This is a genomic window from Burkholderia sp. FW306-1C-G01B (genome assembly GCF_058781685.1).
The window spans coordinates 154,988-172,250 of the sequence record NZ_JBYSWZ010000011.1 but is presented as its reverse complement, the minus strand read 5'-3'; the positions used below and the strand labels follow the sequence as shown (position 1 = coordinate 172,250).

Genomic DNA, 17,263 nt, shown 5'->3' with positions numbered 1-17,263 from the left:
CCTTAAGCGGCGCTTAAGCGGGCCGGCAAGGCCCGTCCGACAGCGTTCTTCACACGGATTCGGACTGCTGCGGCGCCTCGGCCGGCATCTCGGCGTCGCGGAACACGACGCTGACGAGCAGGCCGCCCGCGGCCGCGTCGCCGAGCGACACCGTCGCGCCCTGCTGCGCCGCCACGCGCTTGACGATCGCGAGCCCGAGCCCGCTGCCCGACAAGTCGGCACGCGCCCGCGCGGAGCTGTCGCGGTAGAAGCGGTCGAACACGCGCTCGCGCTCGTCGGCAGGGATGCCGGGCCCGCTGTCGCCGATCTGGACGCACGCGCGGCCGGCCGCGTCGGAGGTCAGCGACACGTCGATGCGGCCGCCGTCCGGCGTGTACTTCACCGCGTTGTCGAGCAGGTTGCCGAACATCACGCGCAGTGCGCCGACGTCCGCGACGACGCTCGCCGCGCGTGTCTCCTCGAAGCCGAGATCGATGTCGCGCCGCTGCGCGAGCGGCGCATGCGCGGCCACGCATTCGGCCAGCAGCGCCTGCAGGTCGACCGGCTCGCGCATCGTCGCGCCGTCCGGCTCGGCGCGGGCGAGCGCGAGCAACTGCTCCGCGAGGCGCGTCGCGCGCGTGACGCCGTCCTGGAGATCCGCGACCGCCTCGCGGCGCGACGCGTCGTCCTTCGCGCGGGCGACGAGCTGCGCCTGGATCTGCACGGCCGCGAGCGGCGTGCGCAGTTCGTGCGCGGCATCGGCCACGAACGCCTTCTGCGTGTCGAGCGCGGCCGACAGCCGCGCGAGCAGCCCGTTCAGCGCGCGCACGAGCGGCTGCACCTCGAGCGGCAGGCGCTCGTCGGGCAGCGGATCGAGCGCTTCCGGCCGGCGCGCCTCGACCGCGCGCGTCACGCGGCCGAGCGGCGCCAGCCCGCGCCCGACGATCACCCACACGGCCGCGCCGAGGAACGGCAGCAGCACGATCAGCGGCCACAACGTGCGCAGCGCGACGTTCGCCGCGAGCCGGTTGCGCACCGACAGCGGCTGCGCGAGCTGCACGACGTTGTCGCCGACGATCGCGCCGTACACGCGCCATTCGCCGCGATCGGTGCGCTCGGTCGAGAAGCCGAGCTCCGCGCGCGGCGCGATCGGCGCGCGCGGATGCGAGAAGTACATCAGCACGCCGTTGCGGTTCCAGATCTGGATCACGATGCCTTCGTCGCCGTTGGTCCGCGAGCCGAACACCTGCGAGAACGGCTCGGACGGCAGCGCCGCGGCGATTTCCTGCAGCTGGTAGTCGAACAGCTCGTTCGCCTCGGCGAGCGCCTGCCGGTAGATCAGCCAGCCGGCGAGGCCGACGCCGGCGACGACGATCGCGAGCAGCCAGATCAGCAATTGATGACGAATCGACCTCACGCGTCAGCTTTCCTTGACGACCATGTAGCCGAGCCCGCGCACGTTGCGAATCAGGTCCGAGCCGAGCTTCTTGCGCAGTGCGTGGATGTAGACCTCGACCGTGTTGCTGCCGATCTCCTCGCCCCAGCCGTACATCTTTTCCTCGAGCTGGCTCTTCGACAGCACCGCGCCGGGGCGCGCGAGCAGCGCCTCGAGCAGCGCGAACTCGCGCGCGGACAGCGCGACGGGCGCGCCGTCGAGCGTCACCTGGTGCGAAGCGGGATCGAGCGTCAGCGCGCCGTGGCGGATCAGCGACTCGCTGCGCCCGGCCTGGCGGCGGATCAGCGCGCGCATCCGCGCGCCGAGTTCGTCGAGGTCGAACGGCTTGACGAGGTAATCGTCGGCGCCCGCGTCGAGCCCCTTCACGCGATCGGCGATGGCGTCGCGCGCGGTGACGATCAGCACGGGCAGCGACAACCCGCGTGCGCGCAGCGTGCGCAGCACGTCGATGCCGTCGCGCTTCGGCAGGCCGAGGTCGAGCAGCAGCAGGTCGTACGTCTCGCCGCCGAGCGCCGTGAGCGCCGCGTCGCCGTCCTGCACCCAGTCGACCGCAAAGCCGTCCGAGCGCAGCGCCTTGCGCACGCCCTCGGCAATCATTCGGTCGTCTTCGACAAGCAGAATCCGCATCGGGACAGGCATCCATGGGTCGGGTGAAACACGCCGATCATTGTAGCGCCGCGAATCGCGTGCGCGGCATGCCCGCCGCAAAGTGATGCCTCAATGCGGCACGACACGCGATTTCGGCGGGCATTTGCCCACTTGTCTCTACAATGTGCGCTTGCGCGCGACGCACGCGCCGCCCGAGCCCCTGCTTACCCGTATTCGTCCATGCCGATTTCCGCCCTTTCCGCCCGGTTCGCCCCCCGCGCTCAAGTCTGCCTGCGCGCAGCCGCCGTCATCGCCACCTGCACCGCGCTGGCCTTCGCGCCGCCCGCGCAAGCCCGCAAGAAATTCCACAAGGAAGCGCGCAAGACCGCCGTCGTGTCGCCCGCCGCGCGTGCGGCCGGCCTGCCGGCATCCGTGCTCGTCGCGCTGCAGCGCGCGAAGGTGCCGGCGTCGGCGATGAGCGTCGTCGTCGAGCGCGTCGGCGACCCGGAACCGCTGATCGCGTGGAATGCGAGCCGGCCAATGCTGCCGGCGTCGACGATGAAGCTCGTCACGACCTTCTCGGGCCTGTCGATCCTCGGCCCCGACTTCCGCTGGCGCACGACCGCCTACACGGACGGCACGGTCGACCCCGACGGCACGCTGCAGGGCAACCTGTACATCAAGGGCACCGGCGATCCGAAGCTCGTGCCCGAAGAGCTGATCGACCTCGTCGACAAGATCCGCAAGGCCGGCATCAAGCGCGTGGCCGGCGGCCTCGTGCTCGACAAGAGCTATTTCGCGGCATCGACGCGCGACCTGCCGTCGTTCGACGACGACGTGAGCGCGCCGTACAACGTCGGCCCCGATCCGCTGCTGTACGCGTTCAAGGCCGTGTCGTTCACGGTCACGCCGGGCGACGACGGCAAGGTGGCCGTCGACGTGCTGCCGCCGCTCGCGGACCTGTCGATCGACAACCAGCTGGTCGAAGGCACGGGCTCGTGCAGCGCGGCCGCCGCGGCCGCGCGCCCGACGCTGACGGCCGGCGCCGGGATGATGACGGCGTCGTTCGCCGGCGACTATCCGCTGCGCTGCGGCGCGCGCACCACCAACCTCGCGATCCTCGATCACACGACGTTCTTCGCGCGCGGCTTCCTCGCGCTGTGGCGGCAGGACGGCGGCACGATCGCGGGGCCCGTGAGCGAAGGCAAGGTGCCGACCACCGCGCGGCCCGTCGCCGTGCATCACAGCCCGGTGCTCGGCAGCATCGTCTACGACATCAACAAGTTCAGCAACAACGTGATGGCGCGCAACCTGTTCCTGACGATCGGCGCGGTCAGCGGCAAGCCGCCCGCGACGCCCGAGCAGTCGAGCCGCGCGATCCAGGCGTTCCTGCAGAAGAACGGCATCGCGATGCCGGACCTCGCGCTCGAAAACGGCTCGGGGCTGTCGCGCGAAGAGCACGTGAGCGCGCTGTCGCTCGCCGCGCTGCTGCAGGCAGCGAATGCCAGCCCGGTCGCGCAGGCGTTCGTCGATTCGCTGCCGATCGCCGGCATCGACGGCACGATGAAGAACCGCCTCACCAACGCCGGCGTGCTCGGCAACGCGCACATCAAGACCGGCATGCTGCGCGACGTGCGCGCGATCGCCGGCTACGTCGCCGGCGCCGACGGCCAGAGCTATATCGTCGTCAGCTTCATCAACAACGATCATGCGGAAGGCGCGCGCGCCGCGCACGACTCGCTGCTCGAATGGATCTACGCGGGCGCGCACTGACGGCTCGCGCGCCGCGACGCGGCGCATCCCCGCCCCTCGGTCGGCGTCGGCGTGCGTTGGCTACGGGGCGGCACCGCGCAACGGGCAGCCCAGACGGGCCGCCCGCGCGGCCTGCCGCCGCCCCGCCCACGGAATCCCGCCGTTCGCGGTTTGAAACGGACGCCATCACCGGCGCGCGATGCGCCGCACGCCAGCCATGCCCGTAAAACGGGGCCGCACCGCCCGGCCCCGCGCCGCACGGTTTCCGTAGAAACCCTGTCCTCAGAGGGAACCCTCTACGCTGCCCCCTCGCCTAGCGCGTGGCGATTGCGTAGGCTGTTGGCCTGACCGATATCTACAACGGGCCACGCGCCCGGCCTCACGGCTTGCAGGGGAAAGGAGGAGACACGCCCATGCGATTCGACGTCGAATTGCTTCTGCTCGCGCTGGCGCCCGTCTTCCTGCTCTGCATCGCATGGGAAGCCTGGCACCTCGCCCGCACACGTGCGCAGGACCATGTCTATGCGTGGCGCGACACGCTGTGCAATGCAGCGCTCGCGCTGATGCACCAGGGCGCGGACAAGATCGCGTGGCTCTTCGTGATCCCCGTCTATGCGTACTGCTACCGGCACTATCGCCTGTTCACGTGGCACGACGGCTGGCTGTCGTTCGCGGTGCTGTTCGTCGCGCAGGACTTCCTCTACTACGTGTTCCATCGCGCGAGCCATCGCGTGCGCTGGCTGTGGGCCGCGCACGTCGTGCACCACTCGTCCGAGCGGATGAATTTCTCGACCGCGTTCCGCCAGAGCCTGATGTACCCCGTCGCGGGCATGTGGGTGTTCTGGCTGCCGCTCGCGTTCGCCGGCTTTCCGCCGCAACAGGTCGTCGGCATCGTGCTGATCAACCTCGCGTTCCAGTTCTTCGTGCACACGCAGGCGATCGGCAAGCTCGGCTGGCTCGAGTACGTGCTCAACACGCCGTCGATCCACCGCGCGCACCATGCGCGCAACCCGCGCTACATCGACCGCAATTACGCAGGCGTCCTGGTGATCTGGGATCGCCTGTTCGGCAGCTATGTCGAGGAAACGCCGGACGACCCGCCGCAGTACGGGATCGTCGAGCGGCTCGGCTCGAACAACCCGCTCGTCGCGACGTTCCACGAGTGGGTGTCGATGGCGGCCGACGCGGTGCGCGTCGATGGATGGCGCAACAAGCTGCGCGCGATTTTCGGCCCGCCCGAGTGGGCGAGCGCTTATCATGCGCAGATCGTCGAGGCCGCCAACCAGGATCCGCGCACCGTGCCGCTTGCGGCCGCGCGTGACCAATAACCGTTTCAGCCAACGGCCGCCGCGCAGCCCGGTTCCGAGCAGGCACGCGGCAGATGAGAAACACATCAGGCCATATCTACGAGGAGATCGAACGATGCAGTCACAACAACAATTCCCGTCGCATATCCGGCAACGCCTGCTGCGCACCGCCCAGGTCGCGATCGCGGGCGCCGCGCTCGCGCTGCTCGCCGCGTGCGGCGGCGGTGACGACAACAACAGCAGCGCGTCGAATACGCCGCCTTCCGGCGTGAAGATGCAGGTCGTGTCGTTCGGCGACAGCCTGTCCGACGCCGGCACCTATTCGCAGATCAAGCTCGGCTTCGGCGGCGGCCGCTTCACGACCAACCCGGGCCAGGTGTGGACGCAGCTCGTCGCGACCTACTACGGCGACACGCTGCAGCCCGCGAACCAGGGCGGCTTCGGCATTCCGCTGCAGGCCACGGGCGGCCTCGGCTACGCGCAGGGCGGCGCGCGCGTCACGCTGCAGCCGGGCATCGGCCACGCGGACGCGAGCGTGCCGAATTCCGACTACGCGCAGGCGACGACGATGCCGATCGCCGACCAGGTCAAGCAGTACCTGTCGCAGCACGGCAGCTTCAACACGGGCCAGATCGTGCTGCTCAACGGCGGCGCGAACGACATCTTCTATCAAGCGGCAGTCGCGCAGGCGCAGGGCAACACGCCGGCCGCGCAGCTCGCGGCGGCCCAGGCGATCGGGCTCGCCGCGCAGCAGTACGCAGGCATCGTCCAGCAGATCGTCGGGGCAGGCGGCACGCACGTGTTCGTGTCGAACATGCCGGACATCGGCGGCACGCCACTGGCCGTGGCAGGCGGCACGCAGGCGGCGTTCACGCAGCTGTCGGGGCTGTTCAATCAGACACTCGTCGCGACGCTGCAGGCGCTCAAGGTCGACACGACCAAGTACACGCTGCTCGATATTTTCACGTGGCAGGATGGCATCACGGCCAATTTCCAGGCGAACGGCTTCACGGTGTCGAACACCGGCACCGCGTGCAACCTGCAGGCGATGATCAACGCGGCGAGGGCGTTCGGCGCGCCGATGCCGACCGCATTCGGCTCGTCGCTGTTCTGCTCGCCGCAGACCTACACGACCGCGAACGCGGACCAGACCTACATGTTCGCCGACACGGTCCACCCGTCGACGCACATGGGTCAGCTGATCGCACAGTTCGTCGAGAAGCAGATCGCGGCGACCGGCGTCGGCAAGTAAGCCCCGCGTCCGGTCCGCGCAGCTGCTGCGGACCGGACGGCGGATGCTTCGCGCCAGCGAACGCGAACATAAGCGAAAACGCCCGACCGGGTTCACCGGTCGGGCGTTTGTTTTTCCGATCCCGACGCGTCGCACAATGCATGCTCGTCGGCGAGCGACCTACGGCGTCGGCACGTGCCGCGCTGCCGCGCTCACCCCTGTGCTTCGAACGCGGCCGCAGCACGACCGAGGCGATCGTTGACGGCGATCCATTCGACGGTCTCGGGCAACTTCTCGACGAGAATGCGCGCGACCTGCGCGCGGTCGAGCTCACGCAGCATCCCGTACAGGTCGCGCGCATAGGCCTGCGGATCTTCCGGCGCCGCGACGAAATGCACGCCGTCGGCCTGCGCCCAGCGTCCCGCGCGCGACGCGCGAGCGACGAGCGCGACGCGCTCGCCGTCGGTTTGCGCGGCCGCGAGCAGCGGCTCGAGCGCATCGAACGGCAGCAGCGCGAGCGGCGTGCGCGGCGCGTAATGCGCCTTCAGCGTGCCGGACGCACGCGGCGCGGTCGCGTCGCTGCCGTCCGGCAGCCGCGGCGCACGGCCGAGCACGTCGGCGATCTGCTGCGGCGTCACGTGGCCCGGGCGCAGCAGCGCCGGGAAGCCGCGCGACAGATCGAGGATCGTCGATTCGATGCCGACTTCGGATGCGCCGCCGTCGAGCACATGCACGGTGTCGCCGAATTCGTCGCGTACATGCTGCGCGGTCGTCGGGCTCACATGGCCGAACCGGTTCGCGGACGGCGCGGCAACGCCGCCGTGGCCGCCGCGCCGCGCGCTGAACGCGGCCAGCAGCGCCTGCGCGACCGGATGCGACGGGCAGCGCAGCCCGACCGAATCCTGCCCGCCGCTCACGGCGTCCGGAATGCGCGCATGGCGCTTCAGGATCAGCGTCAGCGGACCGGGCCAGAACGCATCGATCAGCTTCCGCGCATCGTCGGGCAGGTCGTCGGCCCAGTAGCCCGGATCGCCGCCGGGCGGCAGGTGCACGATCACCGGATGGTTCGCCGGCCGCCCTTTCGCCGCGTAGATGCGCGCGACGGCCTCGGGATTCGCCGCGTCGCCGCCGAGCCCGTAGACGGTTTCGGTCGGGAACGCGACGAGTTGCCCCGCGTCGAGCAGCGCGGCGGCCGCGTCGATCTGCGCGGGCGTCACGGAGTTCGGGAGATCGATGGACATCGGCTGGCGCCTCAGTCGAGCGGCACGCGCAGCAACTGTGCGCACGCAGTGGCCGCGGCGACGGCTTCGTCGCGCGTCGGGGCCGTGAAGTTCACGTGCCCCATCTTGCGGCCGACGCGCGCGTCTTCCTTGCCGTACAGGTGCAGGTGCGCAGCCGGCATCGCCGCGACCGTGTCCCACGGCGGCGTGACGGCATCGGCCGCGGCACCGTTCGGGAACCACACGTCGCCGAGGATGTTCAGCATCGCGGCCGGCGAATGCTGGCGCGGGTTGCCGAGCGGCATGCGCGTCATCGCGCGCACCTGCTGCTCGAACTGGCTCGTTGCGCACGCATCGACCGTGTAGTGGCCGGAGTTGTGCGGGCGCGGCGCCATCTCGTTCGCGACGAACGAGCCGTCTTCCAGCACGAAGAATTCGACGCACAGCACGCCGACGTAGCCGAGCGTATCGGCGATCCGCACGGCCGCCTGCTGCGCCTCTTCGACGCGCGCGGCATCGGCGGCCGGCGCGGGCACCACCGTCAGCGCGAGGATGCCGTTGTGGTGCGTGTTCTGCGCGAGCGGAAACGCGGCCGAGCGGCCGTCCGCGCCGCGCGCGATCAGCGCCGACACTTCGTATTTCAGCGGCAGGCGTTTCTCGAGCACGCACGGCACGCCGCCGAGCGCCGCATGCGCGTCGCGCGCTTCCTGCGCGGAGCGCACGCGCACCTGGCCCTTGCCGTCGTAGCCGAGGCGTGCCGTCTTCAGGATGCCCGGCAGCACCGCGTCGAGCGCGGCATCGTCGAGCGCGGCGAGCGCCGCCGACGATTCGATCACGACGTGCGGCGCGACCGGTACGCCCGACGCCTCGATGAAGCGCTTCTCCGCGATCCGGTCCTGCGCGACCGCGACGCAGCGGCCGGCCGGCGCGACGAACGTCGTGCGCGCGAGGAAATCGAGGCTCGCGGCCGGCACGTTCTCGAACTCCGTCGACACCGCGTCGCACAGGTCGGCCAGTTCGGCGAGCGCGGCTTCGTCGTCGTAGGCCGCGCGCAGATGGCGGTCGGCGACCGCGCCGGCGGGGCTCGTCGGATCGGGATCAAGCACGGCGACGCGATAGCCCATCGACTGGGCGGCAAAGCAGAACATGCGGCCGAGCTGGCCACCGCCGACCATGCCCAGCCACGCGCCGGGCAGGATCGGGGAAACGGAATCAGGAGTTGCGGTCATGTCAGTGGTCGGTCGCGGCGGGCGCTGCCCGCCGCAGTGGGAAGAATCAGGCAGCCGCGACGCGCGGCCGCCGGTGCGCCGTCATTCCAGCGGCGGCAGCACCATCGCGTGCGCGGCTTCGTTCTGGCGCACGCGGAACGCGGCGAGCCGGTTCGCGTAGTCGACCGACGTGCCGGACAGGATCGACACCGCGAACAGCGCGGCATTCGCGGCACCGGCCTCGCCGATCGCGAACGTCGCGACGGGCACGCCCTTCGGCATCTGCACGATCGAGTGCAGCGAATCGACACCCTTCAGGTACTTGCTCGCGACCGGCACGCCGAGCACCGGCACCGTGGTTTTCGCGGCCAGCATGCCGGGCAGGTGCGCGGCGCCGCCGGCGCCCGCGATGATCGCGCGCAGCCCGCGCTCGCGCGCCTTCTCCGCATAGTCGAACATCTCGTCGGGCATCCGGTGCGCGGACACGACCTTCGCTTCGTACGGCACGCCGAATTCCTGCAGGATCGCTACCGCGTGCTTCATCACGTCCCAGTCGGAACTCGAACCCATCAGCACACCAACGAGCGGCGCGCTGTGCGTGTGGGCGGTTTGGACTTCGCTCATTTGTCGTTTCCTTGCTCAGGCGAGCGACTGGCCCGTGATGCGCTCGAGCGCTTCCTGGTACTTCGCGGCCGTCTTTTCGACGACGTCGGCCGGCAGCGCCGGCGCCGGCGCCGTCTTGCCCCACGGCTGCGCCTCGAGCCAGTCGCGCACGAACTGCTTGTCGAACGACGGCGGGTTCGTGCCGACCTGGTACTGGTCGGCCGGCCAGAAGCGCGACGAATCGGCCGTCAGCACTTCGTCCATCAGGTACAGCTTGCCGTGGTTGTCGAGGCCGAATTCGAACTTCGTATCGGCGATGATGATGCCGCGCGTCGCCGCGTAGTCGGCCGCTTCCTTGTACAGCCTGATCGAGATGTCGCGGATCGTCGCGGCCAGTTCGGTACCGATGCGGCGCTCGGTTTCCTCGAACGTGATGTTCTCGTCGTGCTCGCCCATCTCGGCCTTCGCGGCCGGCGTGAAGATCGGCTCGGGCAGCTTCTGCGCGTTCTGCAGGCCTTCCGGCAGCTGCACGCCGCACACGGCGCCCGACGCCTGGTATTCCTTCCAGCCGCTGCCGGCCAGGTAGCCGCGCACGACCGCTTCGATCATGATCGGCTCGAGGCGCTTGACGACCACGCCGCGGCCCGTCACCTGCTCGACCTCGTCGGCCGCGACGACCGCTTCCGGCGCGTCGCCCGTCAGGTGGTTCGGCACGATGTGCGCGAGCTTGTCGAACCAGAAGTTCGCCATCTGATTCAGCACGCGGCCCTTGTTCGGAATCGGCTCGCCCATCACCACGTCGAATGCCGACAGGCGGTCGGTCGTGACGATCAGGAGCTTGTCGTTGCCGACCGCGTAGTTATCGCGGACCTTGCCGCGACCGAGGAGCGGCAGCGAGCGGAGCGTGGATTCGTAAAGGGTAGACATCGTCTTTTCGCAGATAAGGAGCCAAACAAAAAGGGAAACGCCGTTCCCCGCGGCAGGCGGGAACGGCGGTCTTGCAATACGTCGGCGAACCGGCCGGGCAGTGCCCGGGCGGTTGCCGGCCGGCCCTCGTTCGGCCGGACGGAACGGCTGCCTGGGGCCGGATCACATCCGGCCTGGCTGCCCGCCCCTGCCTTGCAGAAGAATCGGGCGGGGCAATCGTACTACAGTCTCAGCGTACGACCTGCGCGAGCGCGCCGGACTTGTACTGCTCGGCGATCTTGTCGAGCGACACCGGCTTGATCTTCGCGGCCTGGCCTTCGCAGCCGAACGCGAGGTAGCGGTCGACACAGACCTGCTTCGCCGCTTCGCGCGCGGGCTTCAGGTAGTCGCGCGGATCGAACTTGCCCGGGTTCTCGAACAGGTAGCGGCGGATCGCGCCGGTGATCGCAAGACGCAGGTCGGTGTCGATGTTGATCTTGCGCACGCCGTGCTTGATGCCTTCCTGGATTTCCTCGACCGGCACGCCGTAGGTTTCCTTCATGTCGCCGCCGAACTGGCGGATTTCTTCCAGCAGCTCCTGCGGCACCGACGACGAACCGTGCATCACGAGGTGCGTGTTCGGGATGCGCGCGTGGATTTCCTTGATGCGCTGGATCGACAGGATGTCGCCCGTCGGCTTCTTCGAGAACTTGTACGCGCCGTGCGACGTGCCGATCGCGATCGCAAGCGCATCGCACTGCGTGAGCTTCACGAAATCGGCCGCCTGCTCCGGATCGGTCAGCAGCTGCTCGCGGGTCATCGTGCCTTCCGCGCCGTGGCCGTCTTCCTTGTCGCCCTTCATCGTCTCGAGCGAGCCGAGCACGCCGAGTTCGGCTTCGACCGTCACGCCGATCGAGTGCGCCATCTCGACGACCTTGCGCGACACGTCGACGTTGTACTCGTACGACGCGACCGTCTTGCCGTCGGCTTCGAGCGAACCGTCCATCATCACGCTCGTGAAGCCGCTGCGGATCGCGCCCATGCAGACCGCCGGCGACTGGCCGTGATCCTGGTGCATCACGACCGGGATGTGCGGATACGACTCGACCGCCGCTTCGATCAGGTGGCGCAGGAACGGCTCGCCCGCGTACTTACGCGCGCCGGCCGATGCCTGCATGATCACGGGCGCGCCGACCTGGTCCGCTGCCGCCATGATCGCCTGGACCTGCTCCAGGTTGTTCACGTTGAAGGCCGGCAGGCCGTAACCGTGCTCTGCCGCGTGATCCAGCAATTGACGCATTGATACGAGAGGCATTGTGGAACTCCTTGAATGAAAACCGGTGCGCCCTGACGCCGGCGCGGCACCCGCCCTCGTTCAAACCGGGGCGGCGCGGCGCGGCTGAGCGTCGAATAGCCGCATTTTATCGCGAAGCGCCTCCGATTCCGACCGCCCGGTGGCGCCCACTCGCAATTTGTTACGTTCGCACGGCACAATGCGGGCAAAAAAGAGAAAAAAAGCCGCGCGGGGCTTCGGACCCCGCGCGGCTTTAGCGCGAAAAACGGTGCCGGATCGAGTTCGATCGACCCGGGTCGCCGGCAAGGCGCCCGGCGAATGCTCGACTCAATAGTGCTCGCCGACGCGCACGATCTTCAGCGTGTTGGTGCCGCCCGCCTGCCCCATCGGTTCGCCGACGGTCAGCACGACCATGTCGCCGTGCTGCACGTAGCCCTGCTTGACGACGAGCTCGAGCGCCGCCTGCAGCGCCGAGTCGCGGTCGCTGTTGAAGTCGACGTGCAGCGGCGTCACGTTGCGGTACAGCGCCATCGTGCGCTCGCTGCCGACGCGCGGCGTCAGCGCGAAGATCGGCACGTGCGTGTAGTGACGCGACATCCACAGCGCGGTCGCGCCCGATTCGGTCAGCGCGATGATCGCCTTCGCGCCCAGGTGGTACGCGGTGAACAGCGCGCCCATCGCGATCGACTGGTCGATCCGCGTGAACGTGCGGTCGAGGAAATCCTTGTCCAGCTCGACGTGTTCCGACTTTTCCGCCTCGACGCACACGGCCGCCATCGTCTCGATCGTGACGACCGGGTACTTGCCGGCGGCCGTCTCGGCCGACAGCATCACCGCGTCGGTGCCGTCGAGCACCGCGTTCGCGACGTCCGACACTTCCGCGCGGGTCGGCACCGGCGCGTAGATCATCGATTCCATCATCTGCGTCGCGGTGATCACGAGCTTGTTCGACTCGCGCGCCATCCGGATCATCCGCTTCTGCAGCGCAGGCACGGCCGCGTTGCCCACTTCCACCGCGAGGTCGCCGCGCGCGACCATGATGCCGTCGGACGCGTCGAGAATGCTCTGCAGCGCCGGAATCGCCTCCGCGCGCTCGATCTTCGCGATCATCTTCGGCTTGATGCCGTACGGCGCGCCCGCGATGTTCGCGAGCTGGCGCGCCATTTCCATGTCGGTCGCGTTCTTCGGGAACGACACCGCCACCAGGTCCGCGCCGAGCGACATCGCGGTGCGGATGTCTTCCATGTCCTTCGCGGTCAGCGCAGGGGCCGACAGGCCGCCGCCCTGGCGGTTGATCCCCTTGTTGTTCGACAGCTCGCCGCCCACCTTGACGATCGTGTGGATCTCGTCGCCGAGCACGCGCTCGACGGTCAGCACGATCAGGCCGTCGTTCAGCAGCAGCAGGTCGCCCGGCTTCAGGTCGCGCGGCAGTTCCTTGTAGTCGAGGCCGACCCGCTCGTCGTTGCCGAGCTCGCAGGCCGCGTCGAGGATGAACGGTTGGCCGGGCACGAGCGTGGTCTTGCCGTTCTCGAACTTGCCGACGCGGATCTTCGGGCCCTGGAGGTCGGCCATGATCGCAATCTCGCGGCCGACCTTGCGGGCGGCCTCGCGCACCATCTCGGCGCGCTGGCGGTGATCGTCGGCCGTGCCGTGCGAAAAATTGAGCCGCACGACGTCGAGGCCCGCCTGCATCATCTGCAGCAGAATCTCCGGCGAACTGGAAGCCGGGCCGATCGTGGCGACTATCTTGGTGGCGCGCTGCATGAAACTCCTCATCTGGATCAAGGTGGATGCGCTGGGTGAAACGCTGCGAGAGCCGGACACGGCGGGCCCAGCGGCGGCCGTTCCGGAGGGCGTGCCGGTGCTTGCGCCCGGCATCGCTTTGTTCTGAATCTCGTGGTGCTGCACGGCCGCGTCGCCGGCGGCCGCCGGTGCGCGCGGGGCGGTGTTCGCCCGCGCGGGCGCGCGTTTGCGCTTGCCCGCGCCGGCCGGCTGCTCCGCTTTCGCGGAGCGCGCGGCCTTCGTCACCCCTGCGCGCGCCGCCACGCTCAGGCCGCCCGCGTTTCGAGCACTTCCACCGCCGGCAGCTTCTTCCCCTCGAGGAACTCGAGGAAGGCGCCGCCGCCCGTCGAGATGTAGCTGACCTGGTCGTGGATGCCGTACTTCGCGATGGCCGCGAGCGTGTCGCCGCCGCCCGCGATCGAGAACGCGGACGATTTGGCGATCGCTTCGGCAAGTGTCTTGGTGCCGTTGCCGAACTGGTCGAACTCGAACACGCCGACCGGGCCGTTCCACACGATCGTGCCGGCCTTCTCGAGCTGGCTCGCGAGCGCCTTGGCCGTATCGGGGCCGATGTCGAGGATCATGTCGTCCGCTTCGATGTCGGCGACCTGCTTCACCGTGGCCGCGGCCGTCGGCGAGAATTCCTTGGCCGTCACGACGTCGGTCGGGATCGGCACCGACGCGCCGCGCTCGCGCGCTTCGTCGATGATCGCCTTCGCCTCGTTGACGAGGTCGGCTTCCGCGAGCGACTTGCCGATCGACAGGCCGGCCGCGAGCATGAACGTGTTCGCGATGCCGCCGCCGACGATCAGCTGGTCGACCTTGCCGGCCAGCGACTTCAGGATCGTCAGCTTGGTCGACACCTTCGAGCCGGCGACGATCGCCACCAGCGGACGCGCCGGGTTGCCGAGCGCCTTGCCGAGCGCGTCGAGTTCGGCGGCCAGCAGCGGGCCCGCGCACGCGACCGGCGCGTACTTCGCGATCCCGTGCGTGGTCGCTTCCGCGCGGTGCGCGGTGCCGAACGCGTCGTTCACGTACACGTCGCAGAGCTTCGCCATCTTTTGCGCGAGCTCGTCCGAATTCTTCTTCTCGCCCTTGTTCACGCGGCAGTTCTCGAGCAGCACGACCTGGCCCGGTGCGACGTTCACGCCGTTCTCGACCCAGTTCGACACGAGCGGCACGTCGCGGCCGAGCAGCTCGGCGAGGCGCTTCGCGACCGGCGCGAGCGAGTCTTCCGGCTTGAATTCGCCTTCGGTCGGACGGCCGAGGTGCGACGTGACCATCACGGCCGCGCCGGCGTCGAGCGCGGCCTGGATGGCCGGCACGGACGCGCGCACGCGCGTGTCCTCGGTGATGTCGCCGTGATCGTCCTGCGGGACGTTCAGGTCGGCGCGGATGAACACCCGCTTGCCGGCGAGCTGGCCGGCGGCGATCAGGTCGGTAAGACGCTTGACTTGGCTCATGTTGAACAGATTGAAGTAGTGGATGGGGAAAGGGGTTCACGCTGGACGTGCGCGGGCTGCCGCGAAAGGGCGCCGGATGCGGCCGTGGCTGGCGGTTCGCATGACGCGCACGGGTAAAAAATCTTGAACGGGCATTCTAGCCGATCCACCCGTCAGACTGCCCCGTGCGGCGGCGAATTCCGCCTATTTGGGATCGCGCGCGGCAACGGCCCCATTGCCGCAATGCAGCAATACCCGCGCGCACGCGGCCGACGCCCGGCGGGCCGGAACGGCGGCCCATCAGAAGATCAGGCGCAGCGCGGTGAACACGAGCATCCCGACGACGATCGTGCCAAGCATGCTGCGCCGCCATAAAAACCAGCCGAGGCCGGCGAGCGCCGCGTAGAACGGATGGTTGGACAGCGCGAACGACAGCCCGGCCGGCGTTTCGAGCACGTCGGGCAGCACGACGGCAACGAGCGCGGCGGCCGGCGCATAGCGCAGCGCGCGCTGCGCGCGTTCGGGCAGCACGGTGCGCTCGCCGCCGATCAGGAACAGCGCACGCGTGACGGCCGTGACGATCGTCATCCCGATGATGACGATCCAGATCTCGGTCGCGCTCATTCGACCTCCTTCTCGTGCACGGTTTCGGTGCGGATGCGCCGCCAGTCGGCCCGCTCGACGAAGAAATCGGCCGTGCTGCCGGCCGCGAGCGCGGCGAGCACCGCGAGCGGCAGAGCGAGCCGGTACGGCAGGTCGAACGCGACGAGCGACACGATGCCCGCGACCGCGACGGCCGCGAGCGTCGAGCGGTTCGCGACCGCCGACACCATGATCGGGATCAGCGCGAGCGTGCCGGCCAGTTCCAGCCCCCAGCTCGCGGGAAAGAAGCTCGCCAGCAGGATGCCCGCCAGCGACGACACCTGCCACGACGCCCAGCTCGCCAGCGCCATCCCCCAGAAATACGCTTCCTTGCCCGGCACGTGGCCGTTCGCGAAGCCCTGTTTCTGGAACAGCAGGTAGATCACGTCGCCATTGAAATAGCCGATCGCGAGGCGCCGCCACAGCGGCAGGTAGGAAAAATGGGGAGCAAGACCGGCGCTGAAGATCACGAAGCGCGTGTTGACCATCGCGGCCGTGAGCAGCACGGTCCAGATCGGCAGCTTCGCGGCGAGGAGCGGCAGCACCGCGAGCTGCGACGAGCCCGCGTAGACGAGCAGCGACATCGCGCTCGCCTGCCCGAGCGTCATCACCGACTTGCTCATCGCGATGCCGGTGACGAGCCCCCAGGACAGGATCGCCATCAGCGTCGGGGAATAGTCGCGCGCGCCCTGGATCAGCGCGAAACGGTCGGTGGCGGACAATCGAGCAAGCATGGGAAAGCGGGCCGCAGCGGGCGGTTCGTCGGGACGCCGGCGCCTCCTGCCGGCACGACCCGTCGTTATTGGAATCGGTACCGGGCGATTATAGCGCCGGCCCCGCGCCGGCCGACCGGATCGTCGCCAAATGACGCTAAAATAAGCGTCTTTCCGGCTCAACGCTGCATACAACCGCATCCCAGGAGAATCCTATGTCAATGGCCGACCGCGACGGCAAGATCTGGATGGACGGCAAGCTGATCGACTGGCGCGACGCCAAGATCCACGTCCTGACCCATACGCTGCACTACGGCATGGGCGTCTTCGAGGGCGTGCGCGCGTACAAGACGGCCGACGGCAGCACCGCGATCTTCCGCCTGCGCGAGCACACGAAACGTCTGCTGAATTCGGCGAAGATCTTCCAGATGGACGTGCCGTTCGACCGGGAAACGCTCGAAGCCGCGCAACTCGAAGTCGTGCGCGAGAACAAGCTCGAGTCGTGCTACCTGCGCCCGATCATCTGGGTCGGCTCGGAAAAGCTCGGCGTGTCGGCGAAGGGCAACACGATCCACGTCGCGATCGCCGCGTGGCCGTGGGGCGCGTACCTCGGCGAGGAAGGCCTCGCGAAGGGTATCCGCGTGAAGACGTCGTCGTTCACTCGCCACCACGTGAACGTGTCGATGGTGCGCGCGAAGGCGTCGGGCTGGTACGTGAACTCGATCCTGGCGAACCAGGAAGCGACGGCCGACGGCTACGACGAGGCGCTGCTGCTCGACGTCGACGGCTATGTGTCGGAAGGCTCCGGCGAGAACTTCTTCCTCGTGAACAACGGCAAGCTGTACACGCCCGACCTGTCGTCGTGCCTCGACGGCATCACGCGCGACACGGTCATCACGCTCGCGAAGGACGCCGGCATCGAGGTGATCGAGAAGCGCATCACGCGCGACGAGGTCTACACGGCCGACGAAGCGTTCTTCACCGGCACGGCCGCCGAAGTCACGCCGATCCGCGAGCTCGACAACCGCACGATCGGCAGCGGCGCGCGCGGCCCCGTCACGGAAAAGCTCCAGTCGGCGTTTTTCGATATCGTGTCGGGCAAGAACGCGAAGTACGCGCACTGGCTGACGAAGGTCTGAG

At 68.9% G+C, this 17,263-nt stretch carries 16 protein-coding genes; 5 read left to right on the top strand and 11 right to left on the bottom strand.

Annotated elements, in window-relative coordinates:
- Positions 1-49 precede the first annotated feature (49 nt).
- Positions 50-1,396 (bottom strand): ATP-binding protein, encoded by a 1,347-nt coding sequence (locus tag AC3WLY_RS22555; protein WP_175961960.1) that lies wholly within the window; start codon positions 1,394-1,396, stop codon positions 50-52.
- 3 nt (positions 1,397-1,399) lie between these two features.
- Positions 1,400-2,062, bottom strand: coding sequence for a response regulator (locus AC3WLY_RS22550; protein WP_009691805.1), 663 nt, complete (start codon positions 2,060-2,062; stop codon positions 1,400-1,402).
- 201 nt (positions 2,063-2,263) lie between these two features.
- Here AC3WLY_RS22550 and dacB point away from each other — a divergent pair, with 201 nt between their 5' ends.
- From dacB to AC3WLY_RS22535, 3 genes are all read left to right on the top strand, one after another.
- Positions 2,264-3,796, top strand: a complete 1,533-nt coding sequence (gene dacB / locus AC3WLY_RS22545; RefSeq protein ID WP_492308948.1) for a D-alanyl-D-alanine carboxypeptidase/D-alanyl-D-alanine endopeptidase — start codon at positions 2,264-2,266, stop codon at positions 3,794-3,796.
- 392 nt (positions 3,797-4,188) lie between these two features.
- Entirely contained in the window at positions 4,189-5,103 is a 915-nt protein-coding gene (locus AC3WLY_RS22540; RefSeq protein ID WP_175961962.1) for a sterol desaturase family protein, read from the top strand.
- A gap of 94 nt (positions 5,104-5,197) precedes the next feature.
- Entirely contained in the window at positions 5,198-6,334 is a 1,137-nt protein-coding gene (locus AC3WLY_RS22535; RefSeq protein WP_492308949.1) for an SGNH/GDSL hydrolase family protein, read from the top strand.
- Between the two features lie 191 nt (positions 6,335-6,525).
- Here AC3WLY_RS22535 and AC3WLY_RS22530 read toward each other — a convergent pair whose 3' ends face one another.
- From AC3WLY_RS22530 to pyk, 6 genes are all read right to left on the bottom strand, one after another.
- Positions 6,526-7,554: an L-threonylcarbamoyladenylate synthase gene (locus tag AC3WLY_RS22530; protein WP_492308950.1), complete on the bottom strand. Its 1,029-nt coding sequence runs from the start codon at positions 7,552-7,554 to the stop codon at positions 6,526-6,528.
- Positions 7,555-7,565: 11 nt separating this feature from the next.
- Positions 7,566-8,762, bottom strand: a complete 1,197-nt coding sequence (locus AC3WLY_RS22525; RefSeq protein ID WP_175961965.1) for a 5-(carboxyamino)imidazole ribonucleotide synthase — start codon at positions 8,760-8,762, stop codon at positions 7,566-7,568.
- Between the two features lie 81 nt (positions 8,763-8,843).
- Positions 8,844-9,365 (bottom strand): 5-(carboxyamino)imidazole ribonucleotide mutase, encoded by a 522-nt coding sequence (gene purE, locus AC3WLY_RS22520; RefSeq protein WP_006413303.1) that lies wholly within the window; start codon positions 9,363-9,365, stop codon positions 8,844-8,846.
- A 15-nt stretch (positions 9,366-9,380) separates the two neighbouring features.
- Entirely contained in the window at positions 9,381-10,271 is an 891-nt protein-coding gene (locus AC3WLY_RS22515) for a phosphoribosylaminoimidazolesuccinocarboxamide synthase (protein WP_034178915.1), read from the bottom strand.
- 229 nt (positions 10,272-10,500) lie between these two features.
- Positions 10,501-11,565 carry a class II fructose-bisphosphate aldolase gene (fba, locus tag AC3WLY_RS22510; RefSeq protein WP_034178916.1) on the bottom strand — a complete coding sequence of 355 codons (1,065 nt, stop codon included), beginning with the start codon at positions 11,563-11,565 and terminating at the stop codon, positions 10,501-10,503.
- A gap of 306 nt (positions 11,566-11,871) precedes the next feature.
- The gene (pyk, locus tag AC3WLY_RS22505) at positions 11,872-13,308 is read right to left on the bottom strand and encodes a pyruvate kinase (RefSeq protein WP_175961967.1); all 1,437 of its coding nucleotides are present in this window, start codon (positions 13,306-13,308) and stop codon (positions 11,872-11,874) included.
- Here pyk and AC3WLY_RS22500 point away from each other — a divergent pair.
- Positions 13,307-13,435, top strand: coding sequence for a hypothetical protein (locus AC3WLY_RS22500; RefSeq protein ID WP_258170483.1), 129 nt, complete (start codon positions 13,307-13,309; stop codon positions 13,433-13,435). The genes pyk and AC3WLY_RS22500 overlap by 2 nt on opposite strands.
- Positions 13,436-13,592: 157 nt before the next feature.
- Here AC3WLY_RS22500 and AC3WLY_RS22495 read toward each other — a convergent pair whose 3' ends face one another.
- The 3 genes from AC3WLY_RS22495 to AC3WLY_RS22485 form a co-directional block, all read right to left on the bottom strand.
- Positions 13,593-14,789 carry a phosphoglycerate kinase gene (locus AC3WLY_RS22495; RefSeq protein WP_492308951.1) on the bottom strand — a complete coding sequence of 399 codons (1,197 nt, stop codon included), beginning with the start codon at positions 14,787-14,789 and terminating at the stop codon, positions 13,593-13,595.
- Between the two features lie 279 nt (positions 14,790-15,068).
- Positions 15,069-15,392: an AzlD domain-containing protein gene (locus AC3WLY_RS22490; protein WP_059523415.1), complete on the bottom strand. Its 324-nt coding sequence runs from the start codon at positions 15,390-15,392 to the stop codon at positions 15,069-15,071.
- Positions 15,389-16,144, bottom strand: a complete 756-nt coding sequence (locus AC3WLY_RS22485) for an AzlC family ABC transporter permease (protein ID WP_175961969.1) — start codon at positions 16,142-16,144, stop codon at positions 15,389-15,391. The genes AC3WLY_RS22490 and AC3WLY_RS22485 overlap by 4 nt, the downstream gene beginning before the upstream one ends.
- Before the next feature lie 194 nt (positions 16,145-16,338).
- Here AC3WLY_RS22485 and AC3WLY_RS22480 point away from each other — a divergent pair, with 194 nt between their 5' ends.
- Positions 16,339-17,262, top strand: a complete 924-nt coding sequence (locus AC3WLY_RS22480) for a branched-chain amino acid transaminase (RefSeq protein ID WP_047898927.1) — start codon at positions 16,339-16,341, stop codon at positions 17,260-17,262.
- Position 17,263: the final 1 nt, after the last annotated feature.

Coding starts and splice junctions, on each gene's coding strand:
- purE (WP_006413303.1), bottom strand. CDS start 9,365: ATGAGCGAAGTCCAAACCGCCCACACGCACAGCGCGCCGCTCGTTGGT.
- AC3WLY_RS22490 (WP_059523415.1), bottom strand. CDS start 15,392: ATGAGCGCGACCGAGATCTGGATCGTCATCATCGGGATGACGATCGTC.
- AC3WLY_RS22535 (WP_492308949.1), top strand. CDS start 5,198: ATGCAGTCACAACAACAATTCCCGTCGCATATCCGGCAACGCCTGCTG.
- AC3WLY_RS22530 (WP_492308950.1), bottom strand. CDS start 7,554: ATGTCCATCGATCTCCCGAACTCCGTGACGCCCGCGCAGATCGACGCG.
- fba (WP_034178916.1), bottom strand. CDS start 11,565: ATGCCTCTCGTATCAATGCGTCAATTGCTGGATCACGCGGCAGAGCAC.
- AC3WLY_RS22500 (WP_258170483.1), top strand. CDS start 13,307: ATGAAACTCCTCATCTGGATCAAGGTGGATGCGCTGGGTGAAACGCTG.
- AC3WLY_RS22515 (WP_034178915.1), bottom strand. CDS start 10,271: ATGTCTACCCTTTACGAATCCACGCTCCGCTCGCTGCCGCTCCTCGGT.
- AC3WLY_RS22550 (WP_009691805.1), bottom strand. CDS start 2,062: ATGCGGATTCTGCTTGTCGAAGACGACCGAATGATTGCCGAGGGCGTG.
- pyk (WP_175961967.1), bottom strand. CDS start 13,308: ATGCAGCGCGCCACCAAGATAGTCGCCACGATCGGCCCGGCTTCCAGT.
- AC3WLY_RS22495 (WP_492308951.1), bottom strand. CDS start 14,789: ATGAGCCAAGTCAAGCGTCTTACCGACCTGATCGCCGCCGGCCAGCTC.
- AC3WLY_RS22485 (WP_175961969.1), bottom strand. CDS start 16,144: ATGCTTGCTCGATTGTCCGCCACCGACCGTTTCGCGCTGATCCAGGGC.
- AC3WLY_RS22540 (WP_175961962.1), top strand. CDS start 4,189: ATGCGATTCGACGTCGAATTGCTTCTGCTCGCGCTGGCGCCCGTCTTC.
- AC3WLY_RS22480 (WP_047898927.1), top strand. CDS start 16,339: ATGTCAATGGCCGACCGCGACGGCAAGATCTGGATGGACGGCAAGCTG.
- AC3WLY_RS22525 (WP_175961965.1), bottom strand. CDS start 8,762: ATGACCGCAACTCCTGATTCCGTTTCCCCGATCCTGCCCGGCGCGTGG.
- dacB (WP_492308948.1), top strand. CDS start 2,264: ATGCCGATTTCCGCCCTTTCCGCCCGGTTCGCCCCCCGCGCTCAAGTC.